A 24,289-nucleotide genomic window follows, 5' to 3' on the forward strand; every position below is an offset into this window, starting at 1 on the left:
TACCGTTCTTCTCGGAGGTACGGATGAGGATCGGCGAACTGGCGCAGCGGGCCGGCGTCTCGACCAAGGCGGTGCGCTACTACGAGCGCCTCGGCCTCGTGCAGCCGGCGCGCGCGGCGAACGGCTATCGCGAGTACGACGACGGCCACCTCAGGGCGGTCGTGGAGATCCGCGAGTTGGCGTCGACCGGGATCACGGCCAGGAAGACGGTCCCGTTCCTGGAGTGCCTGGAGCTCGGGCACGAGCACGGCGACGAGTGCGTGTCCTCGCTCGCCGCCTACCGCGACAGCATCGCCGAGATCGATCGCATCGTCGCCACCCTCCAGACGCGCCGCGCCGAACTCGTCCGCAGGCTGGACGAGGGCGCATCCCGGACTTTCGAGAAGGAGACCACCATGACCGACTACACCACGCTTCCCACCGGACTTCCCGTCCCCGAGGACGACGGTGCGGCCGACCACCTCCCCGGCACGCCGGCGCCGGCGATCGCCTTCACCGCCACCGACGGCCGGGTCGTCGATCTCGCCGGGCTCGGCAGCGGCCGCACTGTGATCTACCTGTACCCCCTCACCGGGCGCCCGGGCGTCGACCTCCCCGACGGCTGGGATGCCATCCCCGGCGCGCGGGGCTGCTCCACCGAGGCGTGCGACTTCCGCGACCATCACGACGAGCTCACCGCGGCCGGCGTCAGCGCGGTCTATGGATTCTCCAGTCAGCCCACCGACTATCAGGCCGAGGTCGTCGACCGCCTGCGGCTCCCGTTCACGATGCTCTCGGACGAGGACTTCCGGCTCGGGGATGCGCTCGGCCTGCCGACGTTCGCGGCCGAGGGCCACGACCGCCTGTACGCGCGGCTGACGCTCGTCATCCGCGACGGCGTCATCGAGCACGCCTTCTACCCGATCTTCCCGCCGAACACCCACGCCCAGCAGGTCCTCACCTGGCTGCAGGACAACCCGGCCTGATGTTCACCTCCACCTTCATCTTCGAGGCCAAGCCGTACGACGACGAGTTCCATCGTCTCAACGACGAGATCGCCGAGCGGGCCCGCGCCATCCCCGGATTCCTGGGAGAGGAGTCGTGGACCAACGACGAGTCCGGCCTCCACTCCGAGGTGTACTACTGGGACAGCCGGGAGGCCCTCCAGCAGCTCATCGGCATGGACACCCACCGGGAGGCCAAACGCCTGCACGAACGCTGGATCGGCGCCTATCGCATCGTGATCGGCGAGGTGATCGGCGCCTACGGGCAGCCCGGGCTCGGCCTCGAGCACGCCCCGACCAGACTGCAGGACGGCCCGGCCTCCCTTCAGCCGTGACCGAGGCCCGTCACCAGGTTGATCGCGACGGCGATCAGGACGGTGCCGAAGAAGTACGACAGGAGGGCGTGGAGCAGCGCCTTGCGCCGGGTCCCGGTGGCGTTCGGCTCGACCTCCGAGACGCCGTAGGACATCCCGATGGTGAAGGCGAGGTAGGCGAAGTCGCTGTAGGTCGGAGTGGATGGCTGGTTGAAGCCGAATCCGCCCTCGTGGTGGTCGACGTAGTACATCCGGGCGTACTTGAATGCGTAGACGGTGTTCACCAGCGCCCACGCCACCATGGTCCCGAGCACGCCGAGGATCACCAGGGCGATGGAGACCGGGTCGCCGCTCCGGTCGCTGGACTGGACAACGGAGACCACCACGGCGGCGATGCTGGCGAGGCAGGCGGCGATGATGGCGTCGTCGGTCACGCGGGTGGAGGACTCTTCGCGCGCCAGGCGCTCCGTCCCGTGCTGGTCCTGCGGCCAGCAGATCCGCCACACCCACGCGAGTGCGACGGACCCGGCCGTGCACCAGCCGACGAGGGGGCCGAGGCGGGGCGCCACCGTCAGCGCCACCACCGTCCCGGTCACGGCGCCCACCGCGACGCACACGAGGGCGCGGCGGGCGGACAGAATGCGACGATCGGCCATGGATCCTCCTCCGACGCGGCAGGGGTGCCCGCGGAGAGCGGGCACCGTCGCCGGTCACGTCGGAGTCAGGCCGCTGCGCCTGCCGGGTGCAGTACGACCTTCGTCCACCCGTCGTCGCGGTTGTCGAAGTGCTCGTAGGCCTCCGGCGCCTCGTTCAGGGAGAGCTCGTGGCTCACGACCCAGGACGGCTTCGCCTTGTCGCCCGCGATGAGGTCGCGCAGGCGCCGGTTGTACTTCTTGACCGGGGCCTGTCCGCTCCCCAGCTTCTGACCGCGGAACCAGAACTCGCCGAAATCGAAGGCGACCTCGCCCTGCTTGGCCAGCTCGTCGGCCGCCCCCGGGTCTTGCGGGATGAAGACCCCGACCACCCCGATCTCGCCGGTGAACCGCACCGACTGGACCAGCCGGTTCAGCGTCAGGTTCGCGTGCTCGTTCCCGTCCGGGTCGTGCGCCTGGTAGCCGACGCACTCGCATCCGTTGTCCGCGCCGAGTCCCATCGTCATATCGTTGACGGCCTCGACCGGGTCGACCGCCGAGTCGTCGATGGCGATGGCGCCGATCTCTTCGATCTTCTTCAGGCGGTCGGGGTGTCGGTCGACGACCATGACCTTGCTCGCGCCCTTGAGGATCGCCGAGTAGGCGGCCATGCAGCCGACCGGGCCTGCGCCGTAGATCACCGTCTGGTCGCCGGGTTTGACGTTCGCCATCTCGGTGGCGTGGTAGCCGGTCGGGAAGATGTCGGCCAGCATCACGTAATCGTTCTGCCTCTCCTCCGCATCCTCCCCGAGCCGCAGGCAGTTGAAGTCGCCCCAGGGGACGCGCAGCAGTTCGGCCTGGCCGCCGGCCCATGGACCCATGTCCGCGAACCCGTACGCAGCGCCGGCCCATTCCTTGTTCGGTTGCGCGGTCAGACAGTAGTTGGTCAGCCCGCGTTCGCAGTTCTTGCAGTGCCCGCACGCCACGTTGAAGGGGAGGACGACGTAGTCGCCGACCCGGATCTTGTCGACGCCGTCGCCGACCTCGATGACCTGGCCCAGGTTCTCATGGCCGAACCAGCGGCCGGTCTCGAAGTCGGTCCTGCCCTCGTACATGTGCAGGTCCGACCCGCAGATGTTCGTGGTGGTGATCTGCACCAGGACGTCGGTCGGGCTCTCGATCCGCGCATCCGGAACGTCGTTGACGCTCACGCTGCGCGGTCCTTCGTACACTACGGCTTTCATTTTCGTGCCTCCATCAATCGCTATCGACAGATGCCGGCGCTCAGCCATCCCGTTCAACGGGCGTCGCTCTGCTGTGGGCCCAACGCTAGGCGGAATACGGCAGTGCACAAGGGGCGAGTCTCGGATCGGGCACCACAGGGCGGCCTAGACGCCCCCGCCGCCTCCGCCGCCCCCTCCGCCGCCGGAGAACCCGCCGCCTCCGGTGCCGCCGGAGGAGGAGCTGCTCGCGATGGTCGTGCTGGAGGAGATGCCGCTGACCACCTGGGAGAGCACCGCGACGTTGAAGGCGGTCTGGCCGGCGTACCAGGTCGGCGACTGCCCGGTCTGCTCGTAGAACCGTCCGAGCTCGGCCAGCCACTCCTTCTCGTCCCCGAACAGCACGGCCCAGGGGAGGAGGCGCTCGGTGAGGTTCAGCATCTCGCGCGGATCGCCCACGGCGACGGGCACGCGCTCCGCCCCCTGCGGCGACTGCAGGTAGCGGATGCGGTCGGCCTCGGCGAGGTGCACGTACATCCGCAGGCCGTCCACGTATTCGCGGAGGGCGGTGCCGGTCGCGGTCAGCGGTGAGCGCGACAGCAGGACGGCGGTGGTGACGAACAGGACGATCGACCCGAGGAAGGTCAGGATGATCCACGCGCCTCCGAAGACGCCGACGATGCACATCACCGAGCCGAGCACGGCGAGCACCGCCGCGCCCAGCGCGGTGAAGAACACCGTGCGGACGGGACCGCGCGGTCCGGAGGTGCGGTAGCCGTAACGGGTCGCGTCCGTGTGCACGCGTTTCAGCAGCGCGGAGATCGCGCGTGCGACGCGCGAGTTGGTCGACCCGAGCTCGAGCGTCGTGCCCGGCACGAGCTCGTCGCCGAACAGGGCCCGCAGGAACTGCAGCTCGTCGGTCGTCGGATGCGGGTCGCGCAGCGCCTGTCGACCGGTCGCCTCCGTCGAGATGAACTCCAGCGTGTAGGTGGCGCGGCCGAGGAATCCGGTGGACTGCAGCACACGCACCCGGCCCGACACCGCGAGATCGAGGGTCTGCGCGGCGACCGCCTTCGTGGTGCGGCGGGTCAGGTCGGCCGCGAGCAGCAGTCCTTCCTTCGGCGGGACGTACTCCGGGATGATCGTGCCGCGCCCCGGAGCGTCGCGCAGCAGGCGCACCCGCACGACGATGGCGGCGATGAACGTCGCGACGCTGAGGAGGAATCCGGCAAGAGCCGCGTATCCCCATCCCGTGTCGAACAGTCCGTCGGCGCGCGCCGTGAAGGTGCTGGGGGCGAAGCCGATCGCGAACGTCAGGTTCTCGCCCGCGCCGAGCCGGTCGGCGCTGAAGCGGAACCCGTCGCCCGTCCGCTCGACCGTCGCGGGCTGCGTGGAGCCCTGGACGCCGCGATACGCGGACGGGGTGCCCTGCAGCGCCGCGGCCAGGCCGGAGCCGAGGTGCACGGTCGCCGTCACCCGGTCGAAGGGCTGCGCCCAGGCGGTGCCGTTCGCATCCCAGTAGAACTCGTCGTCGTCCGTGTTGGAGAAGTAACGCGTGACGTTCGTCTGCCGGTAGGTGATGACGTAGGTCTGGTCGCCGTGCACGTAGCCCTTCGCGGCGATCGTCAGCGAGAGGATCCCGTCGTCGGAGTCGCTCGTGTATGCGCGCGGGGTGCCGTTCTCGTCGGTCACCGACACGACCGTCAGGTCCGTCGGCTGCCCGTCGTACTCCTCGACCAGCTCGCGCCGGATGCCGTGGTTCTGGTCGGTCTCCGGGAAGCGCGCCACCAGGGTCTCGACGGTGGTGAGGGTGGAGTGCCCCTCGGCGTCGCGGCCGAGCCGGTAGTCCCCGTCGAAGCTCGCGAACGAGAAGTCGTCGACGCCGGAGGGGACGGCGGCCGGAGCGGGCGCCGCCGCGGGCGCAGCGCTTGCGCTCGGGGCGCCTCCCGCCGCGATCAGCGAGCCCAGCGCGACGGCGACGGCCGTCGCGGCCAGCCGCCCGGCCCACCCACGCAGCCGCCAGTCTCGAACGCGGACTCCCACCTGCCCCGCCGTCCTCCGCCCTCGCCGGACGGTTCGTCTCGGCCGCCGGCCCGCCCGGCAGCACGCCTCCCATCCTGACACGGCGGGTGACGGGTTGACCCTCGGGGGTTCCCGACGTTTCATGCAGGCATGATCGCTCGCGGCCGTCTCCGCGCGCTCGGGGCATGCGCCGCCGTCGCGCTGACCCTCGGCGGTCTCACGGCGTGCGAGACCGTGCCCCCGTCGTCGTCGGACAGCGCGGCTCCCGCCCTGCTCGATGTGGTCGGCAAGCCCGCCGACAAGGGCGTCGAACTCCTCCGCAATGCCGGCTACCGCGTGGCGGTGCTGGGCGGGCACGGCGAACCCGCGACCGCCTCGCCCACGCGGCTCATCGTGTCGCAGAAGCCGGAGGGCGGGGCGAAGGTCGCGGCGGGGCGGACGGTCACGCTCACGCTGGGCGCCGGGTAGGCCGGGATCGCCGACCTCGGCGAACGGTCGAGCGTCACGACCGGGCTGCCGGCGGCGGGTTCAGGGGCAGCCACTCCTCGAACCGTGTCTCGAAGACCGTCGCGTCGGGCCCGGGGAGCAGCATGTCGTCGGTGAGGCGCTCGCCGAAGTAGCGGGCATCGGGGTCGGCGACGACCGTCCGGGGGTCGCCGCGGAAGGCGAGACCGGTGCGGATCAGGTCGTCGAGGCCGAACTGCTCCGGACCCGCGACCTCGATCACCGTGTTGAGCGGCTCGTGGGCGGTGACCTTCGCCACGGCCGTGGCGACGTCCTCGGCCGCCATCGGCCGGATCTGCGCGTGCGACAGGTGCACCTCGTCGCCGACCGTCGCGGAGGCGGCGATGCTGGTCACGAACTCGAAGAACTGGGTGGCGTGCACGATCGAGTAGGGGATGCCGCTCGCGGCGATCAGCTTCTCCTGGGCGACCTTGGCCCGCATGTACCCGCTGTCGGTCATGCGGTCGGAGCCGACGACGGAGAGGGCGACGTAGTGCCCGACGCCCGCCTTCCTGGCCGCGTCGACGATGTTCGTGGTCGCGGTGGTGAAGAACGTCATGACGTCCTCGTCCGCGAACGACGGCGAGTTGGAGACGTCGAGCACGGTCGACGCCCCCTGGAGTGCGTGCTCGAGACCGTCACCCGTGATGGTGTCGACGCCCGAGTTCGGGGAGGCGGCGACGGCTTCGTGGCCGTGCTCGAGGAGCTTCTTCACGACTTTGGAGCCGATCAGCCCCGTGCCTCCGATGACGACGATTCTGGACATGCTGGCCTCTCATCCTGTCTTCCCGGCGCGGAGTGCGCCGGCGGAAGCTCTGACCGGCCAGACCTCCCATCTGTGACAGGTCGTCACAGAATCGCTCCCCGATCGGTCTGAGTTGTAGCGGCGGTACGTCACGCCGGATGGAGGCGTTCGAAATGTCCGAGATCACTCGAGGGGATGACCGGCGGTCGGTCCGCCCGGTTCTCGCGCGGTGCTGGTGGCTCCTCTGGGAGTGGCTGGCGGGTCCGCTCCACTACCGGGCCGTGCGCCGGCTGTACGCGGCAGCGGAGTCAGGCGACCGGGACCGGTTGCAGGCACTCGTCGCGCCGGACGTCTCGGTCGTCGTCGACTCCGGCTCGGGCGAGCCGTCGGGCGTCCGCGTCGTCCGTGGCTTCGAGGACGCCCGGTTCGTCCTCGAGCACGGGTTCGCCCGAAGATCCGACGACCTGGTCGAAGAGCGGTCGGTCAATGGCCAGGCGGGGCTGATCATCTCCCGCGCCGGAATCCCGACCGCGTGCATCGCCGTCGATTTCACCGGCCGGCTCGTCACCGTGATCTGGATCAGGCTCGAACCCACGGCGCTGAGGCACTGGAACACCGTCCACGCGTAGCGGAACGCGCCGAGGCCGTCACAGCGGCGGGAGCTGTCCGGTCAGAGCAGGCGAGCGAGACGACCTCGCACGATCGGAGGAGGAGCCATGACCAACGGGAACACCCGACTGCAACGCACCGTCCTGGGGGTCGCCGTGCTGGCGACGTTCATCGCCTTTCTGGACGGGAGCGTCGTCAACGTCGCGCTGCCGGCGATCGGGCGCGAGCTCGGCGGCGGCCTCGCGGCGCAGCAGTGGGTCATCGACGCCTACCTGCTGACGCTCGGTTCCGTGATCCTGCTCGCGGGATCGCTCTCCGACCTCTTCGGCCGCAAGCGCGTACTCCTCTGGGGCCTCGTCGGCTTCGGGGTCGCGTCGGTGGCGTGCGCCGTCGCTCCGACCGCCGCGGTCCTGATCCTCGCCCGAGGGGTGCAGGGAGTCGCGGGAGCATTGCTCGTGCCCAGCTCGCTCGCACTGATCCTGAGCGCATTCCAGGGCTCGGCGCAGGCGCGGGCCATCGGCGTGTGGACCGCGATCACGAGCCTGGCGAGCATCGCCGGGCCGGTCCTCGGAGGTGTGCTCGTCGACACTCTCTCGTGGCGCTGGGTCTTCGCGATCAACCTCCTGCCGATCGCCGTGGCGCTGCTCCTCGTGCGTGCGCTGCCCTCGGACGCGGTGCGGACGACGAATGCGCGCGTCGACTGGATCGGCGCCCTCTTGGGCATCCTCGGTCTCGGACTGCCCGTCTTCGCGCTGATCGAGAGCGGCCGTTTCGGCTGGGGGTCGCCGGTCATCCTGGGCGCGCTCGCGCTCGGCGTCGCGGGCCTCGTCGCCTTCCTCCTCTGGGAGCGCCGGGTCGCCACCCCGTTGCTCCCTCTCGCCATCTTCCGAGAGCGCGACTTCTCGGTGGGCAACGTCGCGACCGCGTTCATCTACGGGGGAGTCGCCGTCGGAACCTTCGCGCTCGCGCTCTTCCTGCAGCAGGGCGCGGGGTACAGCGCCACTGCGGCCGGCTTCGCCATGGTGCCGTCGAGCGTCCTCCTCATCGCGCTCGCGGCGGTCTTCGGCCGGTTGAGCGGCAGGGTCGGCCCCCGGCTGCTGATGACGATCGGTCCGGCCGTCACGGGTGCCGGATTCCTCCTGATGCTGAGGATCACCGCGACCGCCGACTACCTCACCGAAGTCCTGCCCGCTGTTTGCGCGTTCGGGATCGGGATGGCCATCACCGTCGCGCCGTTGACCGCTACCGTCCTCGGCGCCGTCGACGCAGGCCGCGCCGGGATCGCCTCGGCGGTGAACAACGCCGTGTCGCGGGTGGCCGGACTGGTGGCGGTCGCGCTGGCCGGCTCTGTGGGCGGAGCGACGATCCAGCTTCACGGATTCCACACGCTCGTCCTCGCGGCGGCGGTCGCCCTCTTCGCCGGGGCGGTCGTCTCCGGCGTGTGGATCCGCGATCCCCGGCCGGTACCCGTCGCCACGGCCGGCGCAGGGTCAGGTCACGCCCCGCTCCCCGCGACGCCGTCGGCGACGTCGTGACAGGTTTCTGCGCGCGATCGGTCACAGCGGGGCGTCGTGATGTGTCTGAGCTGGCAGCGGCTCGAACGCGTGCCGCATCAACGAAGGGATACGCATGAAGATCGTCGTCATCGGGGGCACCGGCCTGATCGGCCGTCCGCTCGTCGAACTCCTCCGGCAGGCGGGGCACGAGGTGATTCCCGCGTCCCCGTCGACCGGTGTCGACACCGTGACCGGGGCGGGAGTGGACGCGGCGCTGGAGGGCGCCGACGTCGTCGTCGACGTGCCGAACGCGCCGTCGTTCGACGACGGCCCGGTCAGGGAGTTCTTCGAGCGCAGCACGCAGACGCTCGTCGACGCCGAGCGCCGCGCGGGCGTGGGCCACCACGTCGTCCTGTCCATCGTCGGCGCCGACCGGATGCCCGACATCGGCTACATGCGCGCCAAGGTCGCGCAGGAGGACATCGTGACCGGCAGCGGGATCCCGTACTCGATCGTCCGCGCGACGCAGTTCTTCGAGTTCATCCCCGCCCTCGCGGAGGGTGGGGCGTCCGGCGGCACGATCACTCTGTCGCCTGTGCTCATGCAGCCGATCGCCGCTGCGGACGTCTCCGGCGCGCTCGCCGCCCTCGCGGTCGCCGTGCCGAGCAACGCGATCGCCGAGCTCGCGGGGCCGGGTCCGGTCAGGCTCGCCGACGCCGCGAGGGTGATCCTGGGCGCTCGGGGGGACGGCCGCGAGATCGTCGCCGACGAGTCGGCGGGCTATTTCGGAGGCACCGTCACCGACGAGTCGCTCATGCCCGGGCACGACGCTCGTGCGACGACCCAGCTCCGCGGCGAGACATCCCTCGACGCGTGGAGCCGTCGCGATTCGGACGTCTGATTCCCGGCCTGACCGGGAGGACGGCTGATCCTGGTGCGGGCTGTACGGCCACCCCGACATCCCGCACCAGGAGGTAGCATCGGTCCCATGTCCGAACCGGCTGCAGGGGATGAAGACCTCGCGACAGCGGCTGAGGTGTTCGCCGCGGTCCGCCCGAGGCTGTTCGGGATCGCCTACCGGATGCTCGGCACGGTGGCGGACGCGGAGGACATCGTCCAGGACACCTGGCTGCGCTGGCAGGCGTACGACCGGGCGTCCGTGCGTGAACCCGCCGCGTTCCTCGCCACGGCCGCGACCCGACTCGCCATGAACGCGTTGCGATCGGCGCGCGTCCAGCGCGAGACCTACATCGGGCCGTGGCTACCGGAGCCGGTCGACACCTCCCAGGACCCGACCCTGGGTGCCGAGCGCGGCGAAGCACTGGGCTTCGCGGTGCTCGTGCTGCTCGAGAAGCTGTCCCCGGCGGAGCGCGCGGCGTACGTGCTGCGTGAGGCGTTCGACTATCCGTACGCGCAGATCGGCCGGATCGTCGAGACGAGCGAGCAGTCCGCGCGCCAGCTGGTCAGCAGGGCGCGCAAGCATCTCGCGGCGGAGCGGCGGTCGCGTGCCGTCACCGACGAGGAGCGGACGCGTCTTCTGTCGGCGTTCATGGCGGCGGCCGAGCGAGGTGACATGGTGGCGCTCGAGAAGCTGTTCACCGCCGACGTGGTCTCGCTGTCCGATGGTGGCGGAATCGTCCGCGCCACCCGCATCCCGGTCGTCGGCGGGAGCACCGTCGCGAAGTACATCCACGCTTTCGCGTCGCGGTTCTGGGACGGATCGGCCATGCACCTCGCGGAGGTCAACGGCGAACCCGCCATCGTGGCCACGCGCGACGGCGCGGTGTTCGCGTTCGTCACCGTCGAGGTCGGCGACGACGGCATCGACCGCCTGTTCTGGGTGCTGAATCCCGAGAAGCTGGAGCACCTTCCCGCCGCCTGATGTCACAAAACGACCTCCTGTCCGGTCATAGCTAGTGAGGACAGGAGGTTCGTAATGCGTCGGATCCTCGTCGTTGGTGGCGGATACGCCGGTTTCTACACGGCCTGGGGCCTGGAGAAGAGACTCCGGGCGGGTGAGGCGGAGATCGTGGTGGTCGATCCGCGCCCGTACATGACTTATCAGCCCTTCTTGCCGGAGGTCGCCGCCGGCTCGATCGAGGCGCGTCACGCCGCGATCTCACTGCGCAGTCATCTGCGCCGCACCCGGCTTATCCACGGGAGGGTCACGCGCATCGACCACGCGGGCCGATCCGTGACCGTGCTGCCGGAGGACGGCGAGGAGTTCGCGCTCGGATACGACACGATCGTGGTGACCGCCGGCGCCGTGACCCGGACCTTCCCGATTCCCGGCGTGGTGGAGAGCGCCATCGGCATGAAGCACGTCGAGGAGGCCGTCGCCATCCGGGACCGCCTGCTCGACGCGTTCGACCGGGCCGCGGAGCTGGCCGCCGGTGCGGAGCGCGCCCGGCTGCTCACGGTCACCTTCGTCGGTGGAGGGTTCTCGGGAGTGGAGGGCTTCGCCGAGCTGCTCTCGCTGGCGACCGCCCTGCTGCGCTCGTACCCGGAGCTGCGCTTCTCGGACCTCTCCTTCCATCTCGTCGAGGCGCGGGAGCGGATCCTGCCCGAGGTGACCGACCGCCCGGGATCCTGGGTGGTGCGGTCGCTCACCGAACGCGGCGCGCGCATCCACTTGGGGGCGCAGCTGCTGTCGGCCGAAGGCGGACATGTCGTCCTCTCGACCGGTGAGGAGTTCGACTCCCACACCATCGTGTGGACGGCCGGCAACGGGGCCAACCCCGTCGTCGCGAACCGCACCGACCTTCCGGTGACCGCGCGGGGGTCGCTCGTCGTTCGACCCGACCTCCGGGTGGGAACACCCGATGCGCCGGTGCCGGACGCGTGGGCAGCCGGCGACGACGCGGCCGTCCCCGATCTGGCGTCTCCCGTCGACGGCGCCCTCACCGTCCCGAATGCGCAGCACGCCGTGCGGCAGGGGCGATTGCTGGCGAAGAACATCGCTGCCGATCTGCGCGGTGAGCGACCCAGGGACTACGTGCATCACAGCCTGGGCGTGGTCGCGACGCTGGGACTGGGGCGGGGCATCTTCCAGTGGCGCGGGCTGGTCATCACCGGCTTCCTCGCCTGGATCATGCACCGCGGCTACCACGTCCTCGCCGTCCCGACCTGGGAGCGCAAGGTCCGGATCCTGCTCGTCTGGGCGAGTGCGGCCGTCTTCGGCCGCGACATCGTCTCCCTCGTGTCGGTGCAGCACCCGCGGCGGGCGTTCCTCGACGGCAGCGCGCCCGTCGTCGCCTCGCACACGGAGAGCGCCTGATGCCCGCCGATCGGAGGTCTCGGCGGTCGCTGACCGAGACGTTCGCCCGCGCGGTACGCACGTCGTCGGCGGGTCGCCGGCTCGCCGCTGCCCGCTCCGAGCTCGCGGGTCGTCGTGTCTCGCTGCGCTGGTCGAACCTCTTCGGCGTGGTCGCGCTCGCCTGCGTCGTCGTGCTGTTCGTCACCGGCATCCTGCTGATGTTCTGGTACGCGCCGTCGAGTCAGCGCGTCGCCTACGACGGTCCGTACGCCCCGCTCGACGGGCGGCAGGTGTCGGCCGCATACGCGTCCATCCTGCGCACGTCGTTCCAGATCCCCGGCGGTCTGCTCGTCCGTCAGGCTCACCACTGGGCAGCGCTGCTGCTCCCCGCCGCGATCATGCTGCAGCTCGCGGTGACGTTCTTCACCGGCGCCTTCCGGCGTCGCCGCGGGTCCTGGCTGTTGCTCTTCGGACTGTTCGTCGTGGCGCTGGCGGGGGGATGGAGCGGCTACGCGCTCCCGGACGACATGCTCTCCGGGACCGGACTGCGCATCTTCCAGGGCATCCTCTCCGGGATCCCGGTCGCCGGCACGTGGCTGTCGTGGCTGATCTTCGGCGGCGAGTTCCCCGGACGGATCATCGAGAACCTCTACCCCATCCACATCGCGGTGGTCCCGGTCCTCCTTCTCGTCCTTCTGGCGGTGCGCGCCCGCGTCGCGTACCGGGACACGCCTTCGCTGTATCCGGGCGAGGTCGGGGTGCCGGCGTATCCGAACGCCGCGGTGCGGGCCGGCGGCCTGTTCGCGACCGTCTGCGGCATCCTCGTGCTCATGGCCGCGACCGTGACGGTCGCTCCCGTGTGGCTGTTCGGCCCGTCGTCCCCCGGCGACGCCTCGGCCGGCAGCCAGCCGGACTGGTACACGGGGTTCCTCGACGGCGCGCTGCGACTGGTGCCGCCCGGCTGGGAGATCGTGTGGCTCGGTCGCACCTGGACGCTCGCCCTCCTGGTGCCGCTGGCGGTGGTCGGTGTGTTCCTGGCGGCGATCGCCCTGTACCCGTTCTTCGAGCAGTGGGTGCGCGGTCCCGGCGACGAGGACGCGCGGCTCGACCGGCCGCGGAACGAACCCACCAGAACGGGCCTGGGCGTCGCCGCCATCGCGTTCTACGGCGCACTCTGGGGTGCCGGCAGCGCTGACCTGGTCGCCACGCACTTCTCCATCGGCCTGGAGGCCGTCGTCCATGCGTTCCAGGCGCTCGCACTACTCGGCCCCGTCGCTGCGTTCGTCGTGACCCGGCGCGTGTGCCTCGCGCTGCAGAAGAAGGACGGCGAGCTCCTGCTCCACGGGTACGAGACCGGTCGGATCGTCCGGCTGCCCGGCGGCGAGTTCGTGGAGGTCCACGCGCCCGTGCCGGCGGATCGACGGCCTCTGCTCGGCGGGCCGCGTCCGATGCTGGAGGTCGTCGCGCGCCCCGACGAGTCCGGGAGGGTCCACCGGCGGGACCGCCTTCGAGCGCGGATCGCGCGAGCGTACGTCGACGACCGGATCGTCCCTCCGCCGGCCGGGCGGATGAACGCGGAGAATGGTGTGGTGCCCGAAGGAGTCGGCAGGGTCGCCGGTGAGGACCGAACGCATGAGACGAGCGCCGAACGGGCGGGGGCTGCCTGACGCCGAACGGCGGCGTCTGTGCGAGGAGTTCCTGAGCGCGCTGCAGCAGGACGATCTCGCTCGGCTCATCGCGGTCGTCGGTCCGCATCCGCGCGTCGTCGTCGACACCGGCGAGCAGCCCGTCGCCGAACCCTCCCACCTGGCCGAGCCGCTGATCGCGTGGTCCATCCTGTTCCGCGCGTTGCGGATCGGCAGCGTGTCAGCGTTGAGCTGGGAGGCGCATTCGGTGAACGGTGCCCCGGGGCTGGTCGGGCGCCGCTCCGGTCGCGTGGTCGCGGTCGTCGCGGTCTCGGGCGTCGTCGGCGCCGTCACGGACGTCTGGATCGTCGAGAACCCGGAGAAGCTCAGGCACTGGCAGTGACCCCCGTCCGCGTCACAGATCCGCGACCGTCTCGGTCATAGCTGCACGAGGGGAACGCGATCGCGTCCTCCGAACCTCATCCATGAAGGAGTACGGCTATGAACAGACCCATCCTGGAGAAGGAGGCGCAGGGCATCGTCGATGCCACGTCCACGCCTCCGTTCCTCTACGAACTCGGGCCCGAGGGTGCGCGCAAGGTCCTCGACGACCTCCAGTCCGCGCCGATCGAGAAGCTCGATGTGGAGGAGAAGTGGATCACCGTCCCGGCGCCGGTCGGCGACGTCCGCGTGCGGATCGTCAGGCCCGTCGGCGCTCCGGCCGGGCTGCCGGTCATCCTCTACATCCACGGCGGCGGCTGGGTCATCGGCAACGCCGGGACGCACGACCGGCTCGTCCGCGAGCTGGCGGTGGGTGCACGGGCGGCCCTGGCGTTCGTCGAGTACGACCGGTCGCCGGAGGCGCAGTACCCCGTCGCGATCGAGCAGGCGTACGCGACCGCGCAGTGGCTGACCGTCCACGGGGCCGAGCACGGCCTGGACGTCTCCCGGCTGGCGATCGCCGGCGACTCGGTGGGCGGCAACATGACGGCGGCCGTCGCCATCATGGCGAAGCAGCGCGGGGACGTGGCGTTCGTGCACCAGTCGCTGTACTACCCCGTGACCGATGCGGCGCAGGACACCGCGTCGTACCGCGAGTTCGCCGAGGGCGCGTACCTGACGGCCAAGGCGATGGCGTGGTTCTGGGATGCCTACCTGCCGGACGGCGGCAAGCGCGGTGAGATCACCGCCTCGCCTCTCCGCGCCACGCTGGAGGAGCTCGCCGGTCTGCCGGAGGCGTTCGTGATCGTCGACGAGAACGACGTGCTGCGCGACGAAGGCGAGGCCTACGCGCGCAAGCTCACCGAGGCCGGCGTCCGGACCACCTCGGTCCGTTACAACGGCACGATCCACGACTTCATGATGCTGAACCCGCTGCGGCCGTCCGCCGCGGTGACCGCGGCCGTGGAGCAGGCCGTCCACATCCTGCGCACCGCGCTCGGAACCGACGACTGAACGACGAGGAGACGAAGAAATGACTGATCAGAAGCCCGCCGCCGTGCTGGTGCACGGCGCGTTCGCCGAGTCCGCGAGCTGGAACGGCGTCATCGAACGACTCCAGCAGGACGGCCTCGAGTGCATCGCGGTCGCCAACCCGCTCAGGAGCCTGGCAGGGGATGCCGCGTACGTCCGCGACGTCATCGCGGCGGTCGGGCGCCCGGTCGTCCTCGTCGGACATTCCTACGGGGGTCTCGTGATCTCCGAGGCGTCCTCGGGGAATGACGCCGTGAGCGCGCTCGTCTACGTCAATGCGTTCGTGCCCGAGCACGGGCAGACGGCGTTCGACCTGTCGACGGAGTTCCCCGGCAGCACCCTGGGCGATGCGCTCGCGCCGCGCCAGCTCGCCGACGGGAGCGTCGAGCTGGTGATCCAGCCCGCGCTCTTCCATCGGCAGTTCTGCGCGGACGTTCCCGACGGCACCGCCGCGCTCATGGCGGCCACCCAGCGCCCGGTGACCCAGGCCGCGCTCACGGAGCCGCTGCCGACTGCGGAGCCGGGATGGAAGACCATCCCCACGTGGTGCGTCTTCAGCGACCGGGATCTGAACATCCCCGTCGCGGAGCATCGAGCGGGCGCCGCTCGGGCGAAGGCGCGGCTGAGCCGCGAGGTCCCCGGTGGGTCGCACGCGCTCAGCGTCTCTCAGCCGGCCGCCGTCGCCGAGACGATCCTCGCAGCGGTCGCCGCCGTCGGTTCGGTGAGCGTCAGCGCGTGAGCAGGAGGGCGTCCCCGGTGTCGATGGCACCGGGGACGCCCACGAACCAGAAGAAGGGCACGACAGTGGAATCGGCAGATCTCGGTGAGGTGCGACGTGTTCGCACCGCCACCCTCGACGTGGGCTACCACGAGGTCGGAGACCCGGCGGCGCAGGCGGTGATCCTGCTCCACGGGTTTCCCTATGACGCGCTCAGCTATACGGACGCGGCGCGGGAGATCGCGGCTGCCGGCCGCTGGGTGATCGTCCCGTACCTGCGGGGCCACGGTCCGACGCGGTTCCTCGACCCGGCGGAGGAGCGCAGCGGGCAGCAGGCCGCCCTGGGGACCGACGTCGTCGAGCTGATGGATGCGCTCGGTCTCGCGGATGCGGTGCTCGCCGGGTTCGACTGGGGCGGCCGTGCCGCCTGCGTCGTCGCCGCCGCGTGGCCGGAGCGCGTGCGGGGGCTCGTGTCGGTCAACGGCTACCTGATCCAGGACATCGCTGCCGCGGGACACCCGCTGGCACCGCGGCTCGAAGCCGGGTTCTGGTACTTCTTCTACTTCCTCACCGAGCGCGGCCGCGCCGGCCTCGCAGCGGACCCTGCCAGCGTCGCTGAGGTGATCTGGCGCCGGAACTCGCCGAAGTGGTCCTTCACCGCGGACGAGTTGGGCCGGGTCGCACGCTCGTTCCAGAATCCCGACTACGTGGATGTCGTCATCCACTCCTATCGACATCGCCTGGGCTCTGCCGCCGGGGCGGAACGCTATGACGAGCTGGAGCGATTCCTCGCCGATCAGCCGGCGATCTCCGTGCCGACCATCACGCTGGACGGCACCGCCGACGGCAACTTCCCGGCGACCGACGGCTCAGCCTCCGCGGCGCACTTCACCGGCCCCCGGATGCACCGGCTCGTCGAGGGTGCCGGTCACAATCTGCCCCGGGAGCGCCCGCACGAGTTCGCCCGCGCCGTGCTGGATGTCGAGGGTTCATGAGTGCGTGACGCTCGCCTGTTCTGTCTCCGCCCAGTTGGCGAGCAGCTGGAGGCGGTCGCTGGACACCGATCCGGGTGCGGCTGAGAACACCAGCATCTGCAGACCCCGGTCGGATGCCAGGTCCATGCTCTGGAACGTGAGGTCGAGGTCTCCCACGACGGGGTGGTGCACGCTCTTGAGCCCGGTGCGATGCTCGCGCACGTCGTGCGCGCCCCACAATCTGCGGAACAGGTCGTCGCGTGTCGACAACTCGCCGACCAGGTCGCTGAGCTGCCGGTCATACGGTGATCGGCCGGCTTCGGCGCGGAGGATGGCGACGATCTGGCGGGCGTTGGCCTCCCAGTCCCGGTAGAACGTCTGCGCTCTCGGGTCGAGGAAGACGAATCGCGCAGCATTCACCGGTGGTCGTGCGTCGTCGAACATCTCGGAGAACAGCGCCCGCCCGAGTCGATTGGTCGCGACGGCGTCGAGGCGGCCGTTCTGGATGAAGACGGGGACGGTCGACATCGCGTCGATGGTCTGCTGCATCCCCGCGGTGAGCTGCGTGGTGCGTGCCGGGCGGCGGCGTTGCGGGTGAGCGCCGGCGTTGGCGGTGCGGACGAGGTCGTAGAGGTGGGAGTGCTCGGCCTCGTCGAGTCGGAGGGCCCGGCTGATGCCGTCGATCACTGCTTCCGACACACCGGACGCGTTGCCACGCTCGAGCCGCTTGTAGTACTCGGAGCTCATCCCGGCCAGCAGGGCGACTTCCTCCCGGCGCAGCCCGGGGACGCGACGACGGCCGCCGTAATCCGGTAGGCCCGCCTGCGCAGGGCTGAGTCGCGCCCGTCGCGAGGTGAGGAACTCGCTGAGGTCGTCGTGGGTCTCCATGTCCCCAAAATACGCCGCCGCTGCGGCCGGAGAGGGTCCCTGCTGGTGCACCTCTCGACAGAGCCACGCTCGATCCGGCGAACAGGCGTTGACTCGGATCATCCCCGCCGCGAAGACGGTGGGAGCGAACTTCGAGAGAGGCATCATCCATGAGCAGCAACGTCTGGTTCATCACCGGAGCCGGCCGCGGTCTCGGCACCGACATCGCCCGGTCCGCCCTCGCCGCGGGGCATTCCGTGGTCGCGACCGGCCGTGACCCACGGCGCGTGCTCGACGCGATCGGCGAGCACGAGAACCTGCTCACCGTCGCCCTCGACATCACCGACCCCGCAGCCGCTGAGTCCGCAGTGCGGGCCGCCGTCGCGCGCTTCGGCCGCATCGATGTGCTCGTCAACAACGCCGGCAACTTCTACGCGGGCTACTTCGAGAACATCAGCCCCGCGCAGTTCCGTGCCCAGCTGGAGACCAACTTCTTCGGGCCCACCAACGTCACCCGCGCGATCCTGCCCGGGATGCGCGCGCAGCGTTCCGGCCAGGTCATCACCATCACGTCGGCGGCCGGTCTCATGGGCCAGGAGTTCGTCGCCGCTTATGCCGCATCCAAGTTCGCCCTCGAGGGCTGGATGGAGTCGCTGCGCTACGACGTGGAACGCTTCGGCATCGCGACCATGGCGGTGGAGCCCGGCTTCTTCCGGACCGAGCTGCTGGTCGAGGGTTCGTCGACGATCTGGCCGGAGCTCGACATCGAGGACTACGCCGAGCTCACCGCGCAGACCATCGACGCCTGGAAGGGCATGAACGGGCAGCAGGGAGGCGACCCCCAGAAGCTCGCGCAAGCCCTCGTCACCCTCTCCGACTCAGGCGACCTGCCGCTGCGATTCCTCGCCGGCGCCGACGTGATGGCGAGCGAGGAGCAGAACCTCGCCACCATCCAGGCCCAGATCGACGCCCATCGTGAACTGTCGGCGTCGCTCGCGTACGACGGTTGAGCACGCGATCGGTCACCTCGCCGACCGAGTCAAGCCACGGGTGCCGGGGCTTGGCCGAGGAGGCGCCAGGTGGTCCGCGGGTAGTGGTCGTAGCGGATGGCGATCTCGCGCGAGAGCAGGGTCATCCGTTCGATCGTGCGGTTGTTGCGCAGCCGTCCCGCGTCCAGGACGCGGAACGGGAGGTTGCTGAAGACGCTCATGACTCGTTCTTTCGCGTGCTGGTCGTCGCCGGTGACGAGAATGTCGGATTCTCCCTCCGGAAACTGCGGGTCGTCGAAGACCACCCAGAACGTGTTCTTCAGCGCTCCGACGACCGCAGCTCCCGGTACGGCCTCGGCCAGCTCTTCGGCCGCTGACGTGGTCTCCGGCAGGGTGAAATCCGTGAAGTCCTCGGTGAACGGGTTGGCGATGTCGACGATGATCTTTCCCTGCAGTGGGCGCCGGTGCTCCGACACGAATTCGAGCGCGTGTTGATGCCAGAGCGCGAGGACGATGACGTCGCTGACATCGATGGCGTCGCGGACCCCGAGCGGCCGAACGCCCACCCGGCCGAGCTCGTCGATCGTGCGCTGCAGTCGCTCGGGGTCTCTGCCCGCCCACACCACCTCCTCGCGGTGAGGGGCCAGGAGTCGGACGAGGGCTTCGCCCATGCGGCCCGAGCCGATGACGGCGAGTCGGGGCCGGGCGTGTTCAGCGGAGACGTGCATGAACCCACCCTTCCGATCCGGCAGAGCCTCCACCAGTGGCCGATCAGCACGGTGTCGATAAAATCCGGTCATGGACCGTGATCGTCATCTCGCCGCCGTCATCGTGCCGGACACGGCGCTGCTGTTCGAGACGGCCGTCCCGATCAGCGTGTTCGGCGTCGACCGGACGGCGACGGGCGCTCCGCCGCTGCGTGTCGTGGCGGTCTCAGAGGCCGACACGTCTGCGACCACCGGTGGCCTCTCGCTGACGGGATTGAGCGGGCTGGGTGCAGCCGATGACGCCGGCGTCGTGATCGTCCCGAACTGGCCCGACCCGGAGAGTCGACCGTCCGACGCGCTGGTGGCCGTCTTGAAGCGAGCGGTGGATGACGGGGCCACCGTCATGGGCCTCTGCTCCGGCGCTTACGCTCTGGCATACGCCGGCATCCTCGACGGGCACCGGGCGATCACTCACTGGAGATGGGTGCACGACTTCGCGAACCGCTTCCCGAACACGGTCGTCGATGACAGCGGGCTGTACGTCGATGAGGGCAACATCATCACCTCCGCCGGCACAGCTGCCGGCCTGGACGCGTGCCTGCATTACGTCCGACGCGAATGGGGCTCGGCCGCGGCGAACGCGATCGCGCGCAGGATGGTCACCGCACCGCACCGTCACGGAAGCCAGAACCAGTTCGCGCAACCCGAACCGCTCCGGTCGGCTTCACCCACGATCGCGGCCATTCAGGAGCGAGTCATCGCCAACCTCCCGAGGGCGCTCACAGTGGACGACCTCGCGCGGTGGTACGGCACCAGCCGGCGCACCCTCGACCGGGACTTCACCGCGACTGTTGGCCAGTCCGCCATGCAGTGGATACTCCGCCAACGCGTCCTGACAGCCCAGGAGCTACTGGAGACGACGACCCTGACCGTCGAGCAAGTCGCACACCGGACCGGGTTCAGCAGCGCGACCGCGCTACGCCCGGCCTTCCGCAACGCCCTGGGGATCAGCCCGCAGCAGTACCGGCAGGCATTCGCTCCATTCGAGGACTAGGGCTGTGAGAAGGCCGCCCATCGACGCCTGACACACTCATCGACGGAGCAGAAATGGAGCGAGTGACGGGAATCGAACCCGCGCTATCAGCTTGGGAAGCTGAAGTTCTACCATTGAACTACACTCGCGTGGCCCTCGATCCCAGTGATCCACTGGGGTGCGGGACTGCCGCCCAGACTACCCGGTCCCGCGTTCTCGGCCAAACCCGTCATCCACTCACGGCGTCGTGTAGACGAGTGTCAGCGTCGGCTGGTATCCCGCCACGGTCGCCTCGCGCGACCACAGCCGCACGTTGTCGCTGCCGGCGGTGCTCGCGAGTCGGAGGGTGACGGAGCTGCCGGCGAGCGGGGCGAGGTCGGCGGCGGACAGGGTGGCGGTGTAGGCCGTGTTCACCGCCGTGGCTCCGGTGAGCTGGCCGAGCACGGCCGGTCCCGCGGCCGTCGGCCGGTTGTTCCAGGTGAGGGTCGCCTCGTCCCAGGCCCCGGTGACGAGACGGAACTCGTGGGTGTCGGCCGATCCGGCCGTGGGGTCGGTGGAGGTGCGGAGAGAGATGGTCGCCGAGGTGAGCACCTGTCCGGGTGGTGCCGCTGGGAGGTCGAACCGCAGGAAGGACTCGATCGCGGTGTTGAAGCGCGACGAGAGCTGGTTCGTGGTGCCGTAGGCGAAGGTCGGGTTCACGGCGGCCGCCATCGTGTCGGCGCTCGTCACGATGGTCTGCGTCGTGGGAGGCGCGGCCGGGCCGGAGACCGTTGCGGCCGCGGTGGCCGAGGCGCCGCTCACATTCGACGCGGCATCCGTCGCGGCCACCGCGTAGTACCAGGTGCCCTGGGGGCGGGCCGAGTCGGTGAAGGTGGTGCCCGTTGTGTTGCCGATCCGGGAGGCGTCGTCCGCCGTGAAGCCGGGGGTCGTGCCCCGGTAGACGAGATAGCCCGTGACGCCGACGTTGTCGGTGGAGGCGCTCCAGCTCAGCCCGACGTTGTTCCCTGCATCGACCGTCGCGGTCAGTCCGGTCGGCACGCTCGGCGCCGCCGTGTCCGGAGCCACGGTGGTCACCGACGCCGCGCTCGATGCGCCGGAGACGTTGCCGGCGGCATCCCGGGCGGTCACCTTGTAGTACCAGGTGCCTTCGGAGAGGGGAGCGTCGTGGTACGCGGTGCCGGCGATGCTCGGCTGGATGAGGGTGTCCGCGCTCGGTGCGAAATCGGCGTTCTGCCCGCGGTAGAGCGCGTAGCCGGTGACGCCGACGTTGTCGGTGGAGGCGGTCCAGGAGACGTCCGCGGCGAGCCCGTTCGCCGTCGCGGTGACGCCCGCCGGAACCGACGGCGCCGCCCCGTCGACGACCGTGGCCGCTCCGGATGCAGCGGAGGCGGCACTGGCGTTGCCGGCCCCGTCGAACGCGATGACCTTGTAGTAGTACGTGCCCGGTGCCGACGCGACGTCCTCGAACGTCGTCGTGGTGACGGTCGCGCGCAGCGTGTCGGCAGCCGGAGTGAACCCGGCCGTCGTGCCGCGATAGACGTGATAGCCCGCCACGCCGATGTCGTCCGATGCGGCGCTCCACGAGACGTCCACGTTGGCGCCGTCGAAGGCGGCCGCGACTCCCTGCGGCACGCTCGGGGCCGTCGTGTCGACGTAGCCCGTCCCGACGCGGTAGTGGTTCAGGGCCTGCTGCGCCGAGAGGGCCCGGTAGTAGACCGCCGTCTCGTCCAGCTGCCCGTCGAAGTACCGGTTCGTCTGCGCGTTGCCCGTCGACGGGTAGCCGCTGAGGCTGTCGCCGCCGACGTGCCACGTACCGTAATAGGTGGCGTTGCCCGTCGTGGAGTTCTGCGACTGGAGCGCGCCGTCGACGTACAGGCGCATGCCGCCTGGTCCCTGGGTGGCGACGACGTGGTGCCACTGGCCGTTGTTCAGCGCGGCCGTGCTGCGGAGCGTGGTCGTGCCGGCGCCGGCCCTCACGCCGAAGCGGAGGAAGCCCGTCCCGTTCTCCATGTAGACGACGCGGTCGACCGTCGTGCTGAGGCGATCCGTGCCGTCGTCGGTGCGCGGCCGCCCGTTCGACGATCCGTAGTTGACGAGTGCACCGCCCGTCGTGGAGGTCGTCCGGAACCAGGTCTCGACGGAGTAGACGGTCGGCCCGTTCGCGATGACGTCGTTCCAGATGTACTGCGGCAGCCCGCTCGCCTGGGTGTCGCTGAAGGTCGCACTCCCGCTCGCGTCACCGGAGATCGCGCCGGTGGCCGTCCTGGTCACGCCGTTCTGGGCGAGGCCGTTCAAGCCCACGACGGTCTGGCCGGCGCTGTCCACGACCCACTGCGTGCTCGCCGTGTCGTCGTAGCGGTAGAACAGCCGCGGCTGGTCGGCGATCACGGTCGATGCGTAGGCAGAGCCGGTCGAGGAGGCGGTGGCCGTCGCCGCGGCGGAGAGTCCGCTCTGGTTGTTCGCGCGATCGATCGCCCGCACGCGGTAGCTGTAGGTCGTCCCCGGCGTCACGTTCGTGTCGACGAAGGTCGCCTGGTAGCGGTACCAGTGCTTCGACTCGGCGACACCCGTCCAGACGGGCGTGGTCGTGTCGGTGCCGCGGTAGACGGCGTACGTGAGGTCGGAGTCGTCCGGATCGTAGACGCCGCGGATGTTCACCTGCACGGCGCCGGGCGTGATCGCCCGCGCCGCGATGGTGGGCGCGGGCGGCGCACCCGTGTCGGTCGAGTTGAACCGGGTCAGGCCCTGCTGGCTCGCGCCGTTGACCCGCGTGAACTCGCCGCCGACCCAGAGGTACGGCGTCGCATCCGTCCCGGTCCCGACCGCGATGGTGCGCGGGCCGATGCCCTCGCCGGTGCCGTCGTTCAGCTCCGGCACCCAGCCGATGTGCGTCTGGAGCGGATCGGTCGCGTGCGTCATGGTCAGGTAGATGCGGCGGCCGTCCGGATACATCCCCTGTGCGGAGCAGTCGTGGTGGTGGTGCGCTTCGATCAGGAGGCCCTGGTAGGGGACGATCGTCTGCGTCGCGCCGGCGCAGTTGTCGCGCCATGCCTGGCTGTAGTCGGACCAGTTGTAGGCGAGGGCGCCGTCGTAGCCGTTGAAACCTTCTTGGGCGACGTAGAACCGCGTGCCGTCGGAGCTGATCGTCTTGGTCCGCGACGTGGGTCCGACGGTGTTCGCGGGCCAGGTGCGCAGCACCGCGCCGGTCGTGGAGTCCACGACGGCGAAGCTGTGGGTCGCCGAGCCGTTGACGTCGAACCAGTCGCCGCCGATGGCGAGTCGGGTGCCGTCGGGCGAGAGCTGGAGCGCGTCCCCGCGCGCGTTCTTGCCGGGGACGACCGTCGTGTTGTAGAGATCCTGCGTGGCTCCGGAGGCGTTGGCCACGAAAGCGGTCTGCAGGGCTCCGGAGCGGTCGACCTTCGCGAAGCTGCGCCGGGTCTGACCCGCGACGGTCTGGAACACGCCGCCGAAGTAGACGGCGGTGGCGGCCGGCTCGATCTCGAGCACGTAGCTGGAGATACCGCTCACCCGGAACGGCAGCACGGTGCACGTCTGGACGTCGATCTCCGCGAGACGGTTCACGGACACACCGCCGACGCTGGTGAACTGTCCGCCAATGAAGACGGTGTTGCCGTCGGGGGAGGCCTTGACCGCGTACACCGATGCGGCACTGCTGCCGAAGGAGACGGGCAGCTGGCACCCGTCGGGTTCTCCCGTCGCCGCGTTCAGGATGGCGAGGCTCTGCAGATCCCGGGCGGTCCCCGACTGGCCCGCGCCCGGGCGGATCTGGGTGAAGGTCCCGCCGACGACCGCCTTGCCGTGCGAGATCGCCACCTGCCACACGGTGCCGTTGGTCTGCCAGGTGGGCAGGGCGTCGGCGCTGAAGGGCAGGTCCGGCGACAGTGCCTCGGCCTTCTGCGGTGCCTGGAGGGCGATGCTTCCGATCGCGAGCGTCGCCACGGCGGCGAGGCAGGCGATGAGTCGAGTACGCACGTGAACCCCGATCGTCGAGATCTCCGACCGGCGGCCGCACTGCCTCGTGGGTCACCGGGCGCACGCGGATGTCCCACGGGCGCTCGTGCTGTCAGCTGCGCTTCGGCCACATCGTCGGGTGCAACATGC

At 70.2% G+C, this 24,289-nt stretch carries 22 protein-coding genes and 1 tRNA gene; 15 read left to right on the forward strand and 8 right to left on the reverse strand.

All coding sequences use genetic code 11. From position 1 onward, the window contains the following. Positions 1-23: 23 nt before the first annotated feature. Entirely contained in the window at positions 24-965 is a 942-nt protein-coding gene (locus tag HNR14_RS10135) for a MerR family transcriptional regulator (RefSeq protein WP_179700933.1), read from the forward strand. Then, entirely contained in the window at positions 965-1,318 is a 354-nt protein-coding gene (locus tag HNR14_RS10140; RefSeq protein ID WP_179700934.1) for an antibiotic biosynthesis monooxygenase family protein, read from the forward strand. Before HNR14_RS10135 ends, HNR14_RS10140 begins: the two co-directional genes overlap by 1 nt. Here HNR14_RS10140 and HNR14_RS10145 read toward each other — a convergent pair. From HNR14_RS10145 to HNR14_RS10155, 3 genes are all read right to left on the reverse strand, one after another. Beyond that, on the reverse strand, positions 1,309-1,953 hold the full coding sequence (locus tag HNR14_RS10145) for a DUF1345 domain-containing protein (RefSeq protein ID WP_179700935.1): 645 nt from the start codon (positions 1,951-1,953) through the stop codon (positions 1,309-1,311). The genes HNR14_RS10140 and HNR14_RS10145 overlap by 10 nt on opposite strands. 65 nt (positions 1,954-2,018) lie before the next feature. Further along, positions 2,019-3,140: a glutathione-independent formaldehyde dehydrogenase gene (locus HNR14_RS10150; RefSeq protein WP_343064454.1), complete on the reverse strand. Its 1,122-nt coding sequence runs from the start codon at positions 3,138-3,140 to the stop codon at positions 2,019-2,021. Positions 3,141-3,317: 177 nt separating this feature from the next. Continuing rightward, positions 3,318-5,192 (reverse strand): DUF2207 domain-containing protein, encoded by a 1,875-nt coding sequence (locus HNR14_RS10155; RefSeq protein WP_179700937.1) that lies wholly within the window; start codon positions 5,190-5,192, stop codon positions 3,318-3,320. 129 nt (positions 5,193-5,321) lie between these two features. On the opposite strand from HNR14_RS10155, the gene HNR14_RS10160 reads away from it, so the two are divergent. Beyond that, complete coding sequence (locus HNR14_RS10160) at positions 5,322-5,639, forward strand: PASTA domain-containing protein (RefSeq protein ID WP_179700938.1); 318 nt, start codon at positions 5,322-5,324, stop codon at positions 5,637-5,639. 34 nt (positions 5,640-5,673) lie between these two features. Here HNR14_RS10160 and HNR14_RS10165 read toward each other — a convergent pair whose 3' ends face one another. Next, positions 5,674-6,441, reverse strand: a complete 768-nt coding sequence (locus HNR14_RS10165) for an SDR family oxidoreductase (RefSeq protein ID WP_179700939.1) — start codon at positions 6,439-6,441, stop codon at positions 5,674-5,676. A 152-nt stretch (positions 6,442-6,593) separates the two neighbouring features. On the opposite strand from HNR14_RS10165, the gene HNR14_RS10170 reads away from it, so the two are divergent. The 10 genes from HNR14_RS10170 (at position 6,594) to HNR14_RS10215 (ending at position 16,592) form a co-directional block, all read left to right on the forward strand. Further along, positions 6,594-7,049 carry a sigma-70 family RNA polymerase sigma factor family protein gene (locus HNR14_RS10170; protein ID WP_179700940.1) on the forward strand — a complete coding sequence of 152 codons (456 nt, stop codon included), beginning with the start codon at positions 6,594-6,596 and terminating at the stop codon, positions 7,047-7,049. Positions 7,050-7,136: 87 nt separating this feature from the next. Continuing rightward, entirely contained in the window at positions 7,137-8,564 is a 1,428-nt protein-coding gene (locus HNR14_RS10175) for a DHA2 family efflux MFS transporter permease subunit (RefSeq protein WP_179700941.1), read from the forward strand. Positions 8,565-8,658: 94 nt separating this feature from the next. After that, entirely contained in the window at positions 8,659-9,426 is a 768-nt protein-coding gene (locus tag HNR14_RS10180; RefSeq protein ID WP_179700942.1) for an SDR family oxidoreductase, read from the forward strand. An 87-nt stretch (positions 9,427-9,513) separates the two neighbouring features. Beyond that, positions 9,514-10,407 (forward strand): RNA polymerase sigma-70 factor, encoded by an 894-nt coding sequence (locus tag HNR14_RS10185; protein ID WP_179700943.1) that lies wholly within the window; start codon positions 9,514-9,516, stop codon positions 10,405-10,407. A 54-nt stretch (positions 10,408-10,461) separates the two neighbouring features. After that, complete coding sequence (locus tag HNR14_RS10190) at positions 10,462-11,802, forward strand: NAD(P)/FAD-dependent oxidoreductase (protein ID WP_179700944.1); 1,341 nt, start codon at positions 10,462-10,464, stop codon at positions 11,800-11,802. Next, a complete protein-coding gene (locus HNR14_RS10195; protein ID WP_179700945.1) occupies positions 11,802-13,448 on the forward strand; it encodes a cytochrome b in 1,647 nt (548 codons plus the stop codon). Before HNR14_RS10190 ends, HNR14_RS10195 begins: the two co-directional genes overlap by 1 nt. Next, positions 13,414-13,809, forward strand: coding sequence for a sigma-70 family RNA polymerase sigma factor family protein (locus HNR14_RS10200; protein WP_179700946.1), 396 nt, complete (start codon positions 13,414-13,416; stop codon positions 13,807-13,809). The genes HNR14_RS10195 and HNR14_RS10200 overlap by 35 nt, the downstream gene beginning before the upstream one ends. Before the next feature lie 98 nt (positions 13,810-13,907). Beyond that, the gene (locus HNR14_RS10205) at positions 13,908-14,861 is read left to right on the forward strand and encodes an alpha/beta hydrolase (protein ID WP_179700947.1); all 954 of its coding nucleotides are present in this window, start codon (positions 13,908-13,910) and stop codon (positions 14,859-14,861) included. Between the two features lie 19 nt (positions 14,862-14,880). After that, a complete protein-coding gene (locus HNR14_RS10210) occupies positions 14,881-15,618 on the forward strand; it encodes an alpha/beta fold hydrolase (RefSeq protein WP_179700948.1) in 738 nt (245 codons plus the stop codon). 65 nt (positions 15,619-15,683) lie between these two features. Further along, the gene (locus tag HNR14_RS10215) at positions 15,684-16,592 is read left to right on the forward strand and encodes an alpha/beta fold hydrolase (protein WP_343064455.1); all 909 of its coding nucleotides are present in this window, start codon (positions 15,684-15,686) and stop codon (positions 16,590-16,592) included. Here HNR14_RS10215 and HNR14_RS10220 read toward each other — a convergent pair. Continuing rightward, the gene (locus HNR14_RS10220) at positions 16,587-17,459 is read right to left on the reverse strand and encodes a helix-turn-helix transcriptional regulator (protein ID WP_179700949.1); all 873 of its coding nucleotides are present in this window, start codon (positions 17,457-17,459) and stop codon (positions 16,587-16,589) included. The two genes, HNR14_RS10215 and HNR14_RS10220, sit on opposite strands and share 6 nt — an antisense overlap. Before the next feature lie 149 nt (positions 17,460-17,608). Here HNR14_RS10220 and HNR14_RS10225 point away from each other — a divergent pair, with 149 nt between their 5' ends. After that, positions 17,609-18,448 (forward strand): SDR family NAD(P)-dependent oxidoreductase, encoded by an 840-nt coding sequence (locus HNR14_RS10225; protein ID WP_179700950.1) that lies wholly within the window; start codon positions 17,609-17,611, stop codon positions 18,446-18,448. Between the two features lie 29 nt (positions 18,449-18,477). Here HNR14_RS10225 and HNR14_RS10230 read toward each other — a convergent pair whose 3' ends face one another. Next, the gene (locus HNR14_RS10230) at positions 18,478-19,155 is read right to left on the reverse strand and encodes an NADPH-dependent F420 reductase (protein WP_179700951.1); all 678 of its coding nucleotides are present in this window, start codon (positions 19,153-19,155) and stop codon (positions 18,478-18,480) included. Between the two features lie 70 nt (positions 19,156-19,225). Here HNR14_RS10230 and HNR14_RS10235 point away from each other — a divergent pair, with 70 nt between their 5' ends. After that, entirely contained in the window at positions 19,226-20,188 is a 963-nt protein-coding gene (locus HNR14_RS10235; protein ID WP_179700952.1) for a GlxA family transcriptional regulator, read from the forward strand. A gap of 54 nt (positions 20,189-20,242) precedes the next feature. Here HNR14_RS10235 and HNR14_RS10240 read toward each other — a convergent pair. Continuing rightward, positions 20,243-20,316, reverse strand: a tRNA-Gly gene (locus tag HNR14_RS10240). Positions 20,317-20,404: 88 nt separating this feature from the next. Beyond that, the gene (locus HNR14_RS10245; protein WP_179700953.1) at positions 20,405-24,160 is read right to left on the reverse strand and encodes a LamG-like jellyroll fold domain-containing protein; all 3,756 of its coding nucleotides are present in this window, start codon (positions 24,158-24,160) and stop codon (positions 20,405-20,407) included. Between the last annotated feature and the right edge of the window lie 129 nt (positions 24,161-24,289).

The sequence above is a fragment of the Leifsonia naganoensis genome, assembly GCF_013410615.1.
GTDB classification, from domain to species: domain Bacteria; phylum Actinomycetota; class Actinomycetes; order Actinomycetales; family Microbacteriaceae; genus Leifsonia; species Leifsonia aquatica.

Excerpts from the sequence above, each read along its gene's own strand:
- HNR14_RS10135 (WP_179700933.1), top strand. The coding sequence starts at position 24 with ATGAGGATCGGCGAACTGGCGCAGCGGGCCGGCGTCTCGACCAAGGCG.
- HNR14_RS10140 (WP_179700934.1), top strand. The coding sequence starts at position 965 with ATGTTCACCTCCACCTTCATCTTCGAGGCCAAGCCGTACGACGACGAG.
- HNR14_RS10145 (WP_179700935.1), bottom strand. The coding sequence starts at position 1,953 with ATGGCCGATCGTCGCATTCTGTCCGCCCGCCGCGCCCTCGTGTGCGTC.
- HNR14_RS10160 (WP_179700938.1), top strand. The coding sequence starts at position 5,322 with ATGATCGCTCGCGGCCGTCTCCGCGCGCTCGGGGCATGCGCCGCCGTC.
- HNR14_RS10165 (WP_179700939.1), bottom strand. The coding sequence starts at position 6,441 with ATGTCCAGAATCGTCGTCATCGGAGGCACGGGGCTGATCGGCTCCAAA.
- HNR14_RS10170 (WP_179700940.1), top strand. The coding sequence starts at position 6,594 with ATGTCCGAGATCACTCGAGGGGATGACCGGCGGTCGGTCCGCCCGGTT.
- HNR14_RS10175 (WP_179700941.1), top strand. The coding sequence starts at position 7,137 with ATGACCAACGGGAACACCCGACTGCAACGCACCGTCCTGGGGGTCGCC.
- HNR14_RS10180 (WP_179700942.1), top strand. The coding sequence starts at position 8,659 with ATGAAGATCGTCGTCATCGGGGGCACCGGCCTGATCGGCCGTCCGCTC.
- HNR14_RS10185 (WP_179700943.1), top strand. The coding sequence starts at position 9,514 with ATGTCCGAACCGGCTGCAGGGGATGAAGACCTCGCGACAGCGGCTGAG.
- HNR14_RS10190 (WP_179700944.1), top strand. The coding sequence starts at position 10,462 with ATGCGTCGGATCCTCGTCGTTGGTGGCGGATACGCCGGTTTCTACACG.
- HNR14_RS10195 (WP_179700945.1), top strand. The coding sequence starts at position 11,802 with ATGCCCGCCGATCGGAGGTCTCGGCGGTCGCTGACCGAGACGTTCGCC.
- HNR14_RS10200 (WP_179700946.1), top strand. The coding sequence starts at position 13,414 with ATGAGACGAGCGCCGAACGGGCGGGGGCTGCCTGACGCCGAACGGCGG.
- HNR14_RS10205 (WP_179700947.1), top strand. The coding sequence starts at position 13,908 with ATGAACAGACCCATCCTGGAGAAGGAGGCGCAGGGCATCGTCGATGCC.
- HNR14_RS10210 (WP_179700948.1), top strand. The coding sequence starts at position 14,881 with ATGACTGATCAGAAGCCCGCCGCCGTGCTGGTGCACGGCGCGTTCGCC.
- HNR14_RS10220 (WP_179700949.1), bottom strand. The coding sequence starts at position 17,459 with ATGGAGACCCACGACGACCTCAGCGAGTTCCTCACCTCGCGACGGGCG.
- HNR14_RS10225 (WP_179700950.1), top strand. The coding sequence starts at position 17,609 with ATGAGCAGCAACGTCTGGTTCATCACCGGAGCCGGCCGCGGTCTCGGC.
- HNR14_RS10230 (WP_179700951.1), bottom strand. The coding sequence starts at position 19,155 with ATGCACGTCTCCGCTGAACACGCCCGGCCCCGACTCGCCGTCATCGGC.
- HNR14_RS10235 (WP_179700952.1), top strand. The coding sequence starts at position 19,226 with ATGGACCGTGATCGTCATCTCGCCGCCGTCATCGTGCCGGACACGGCG.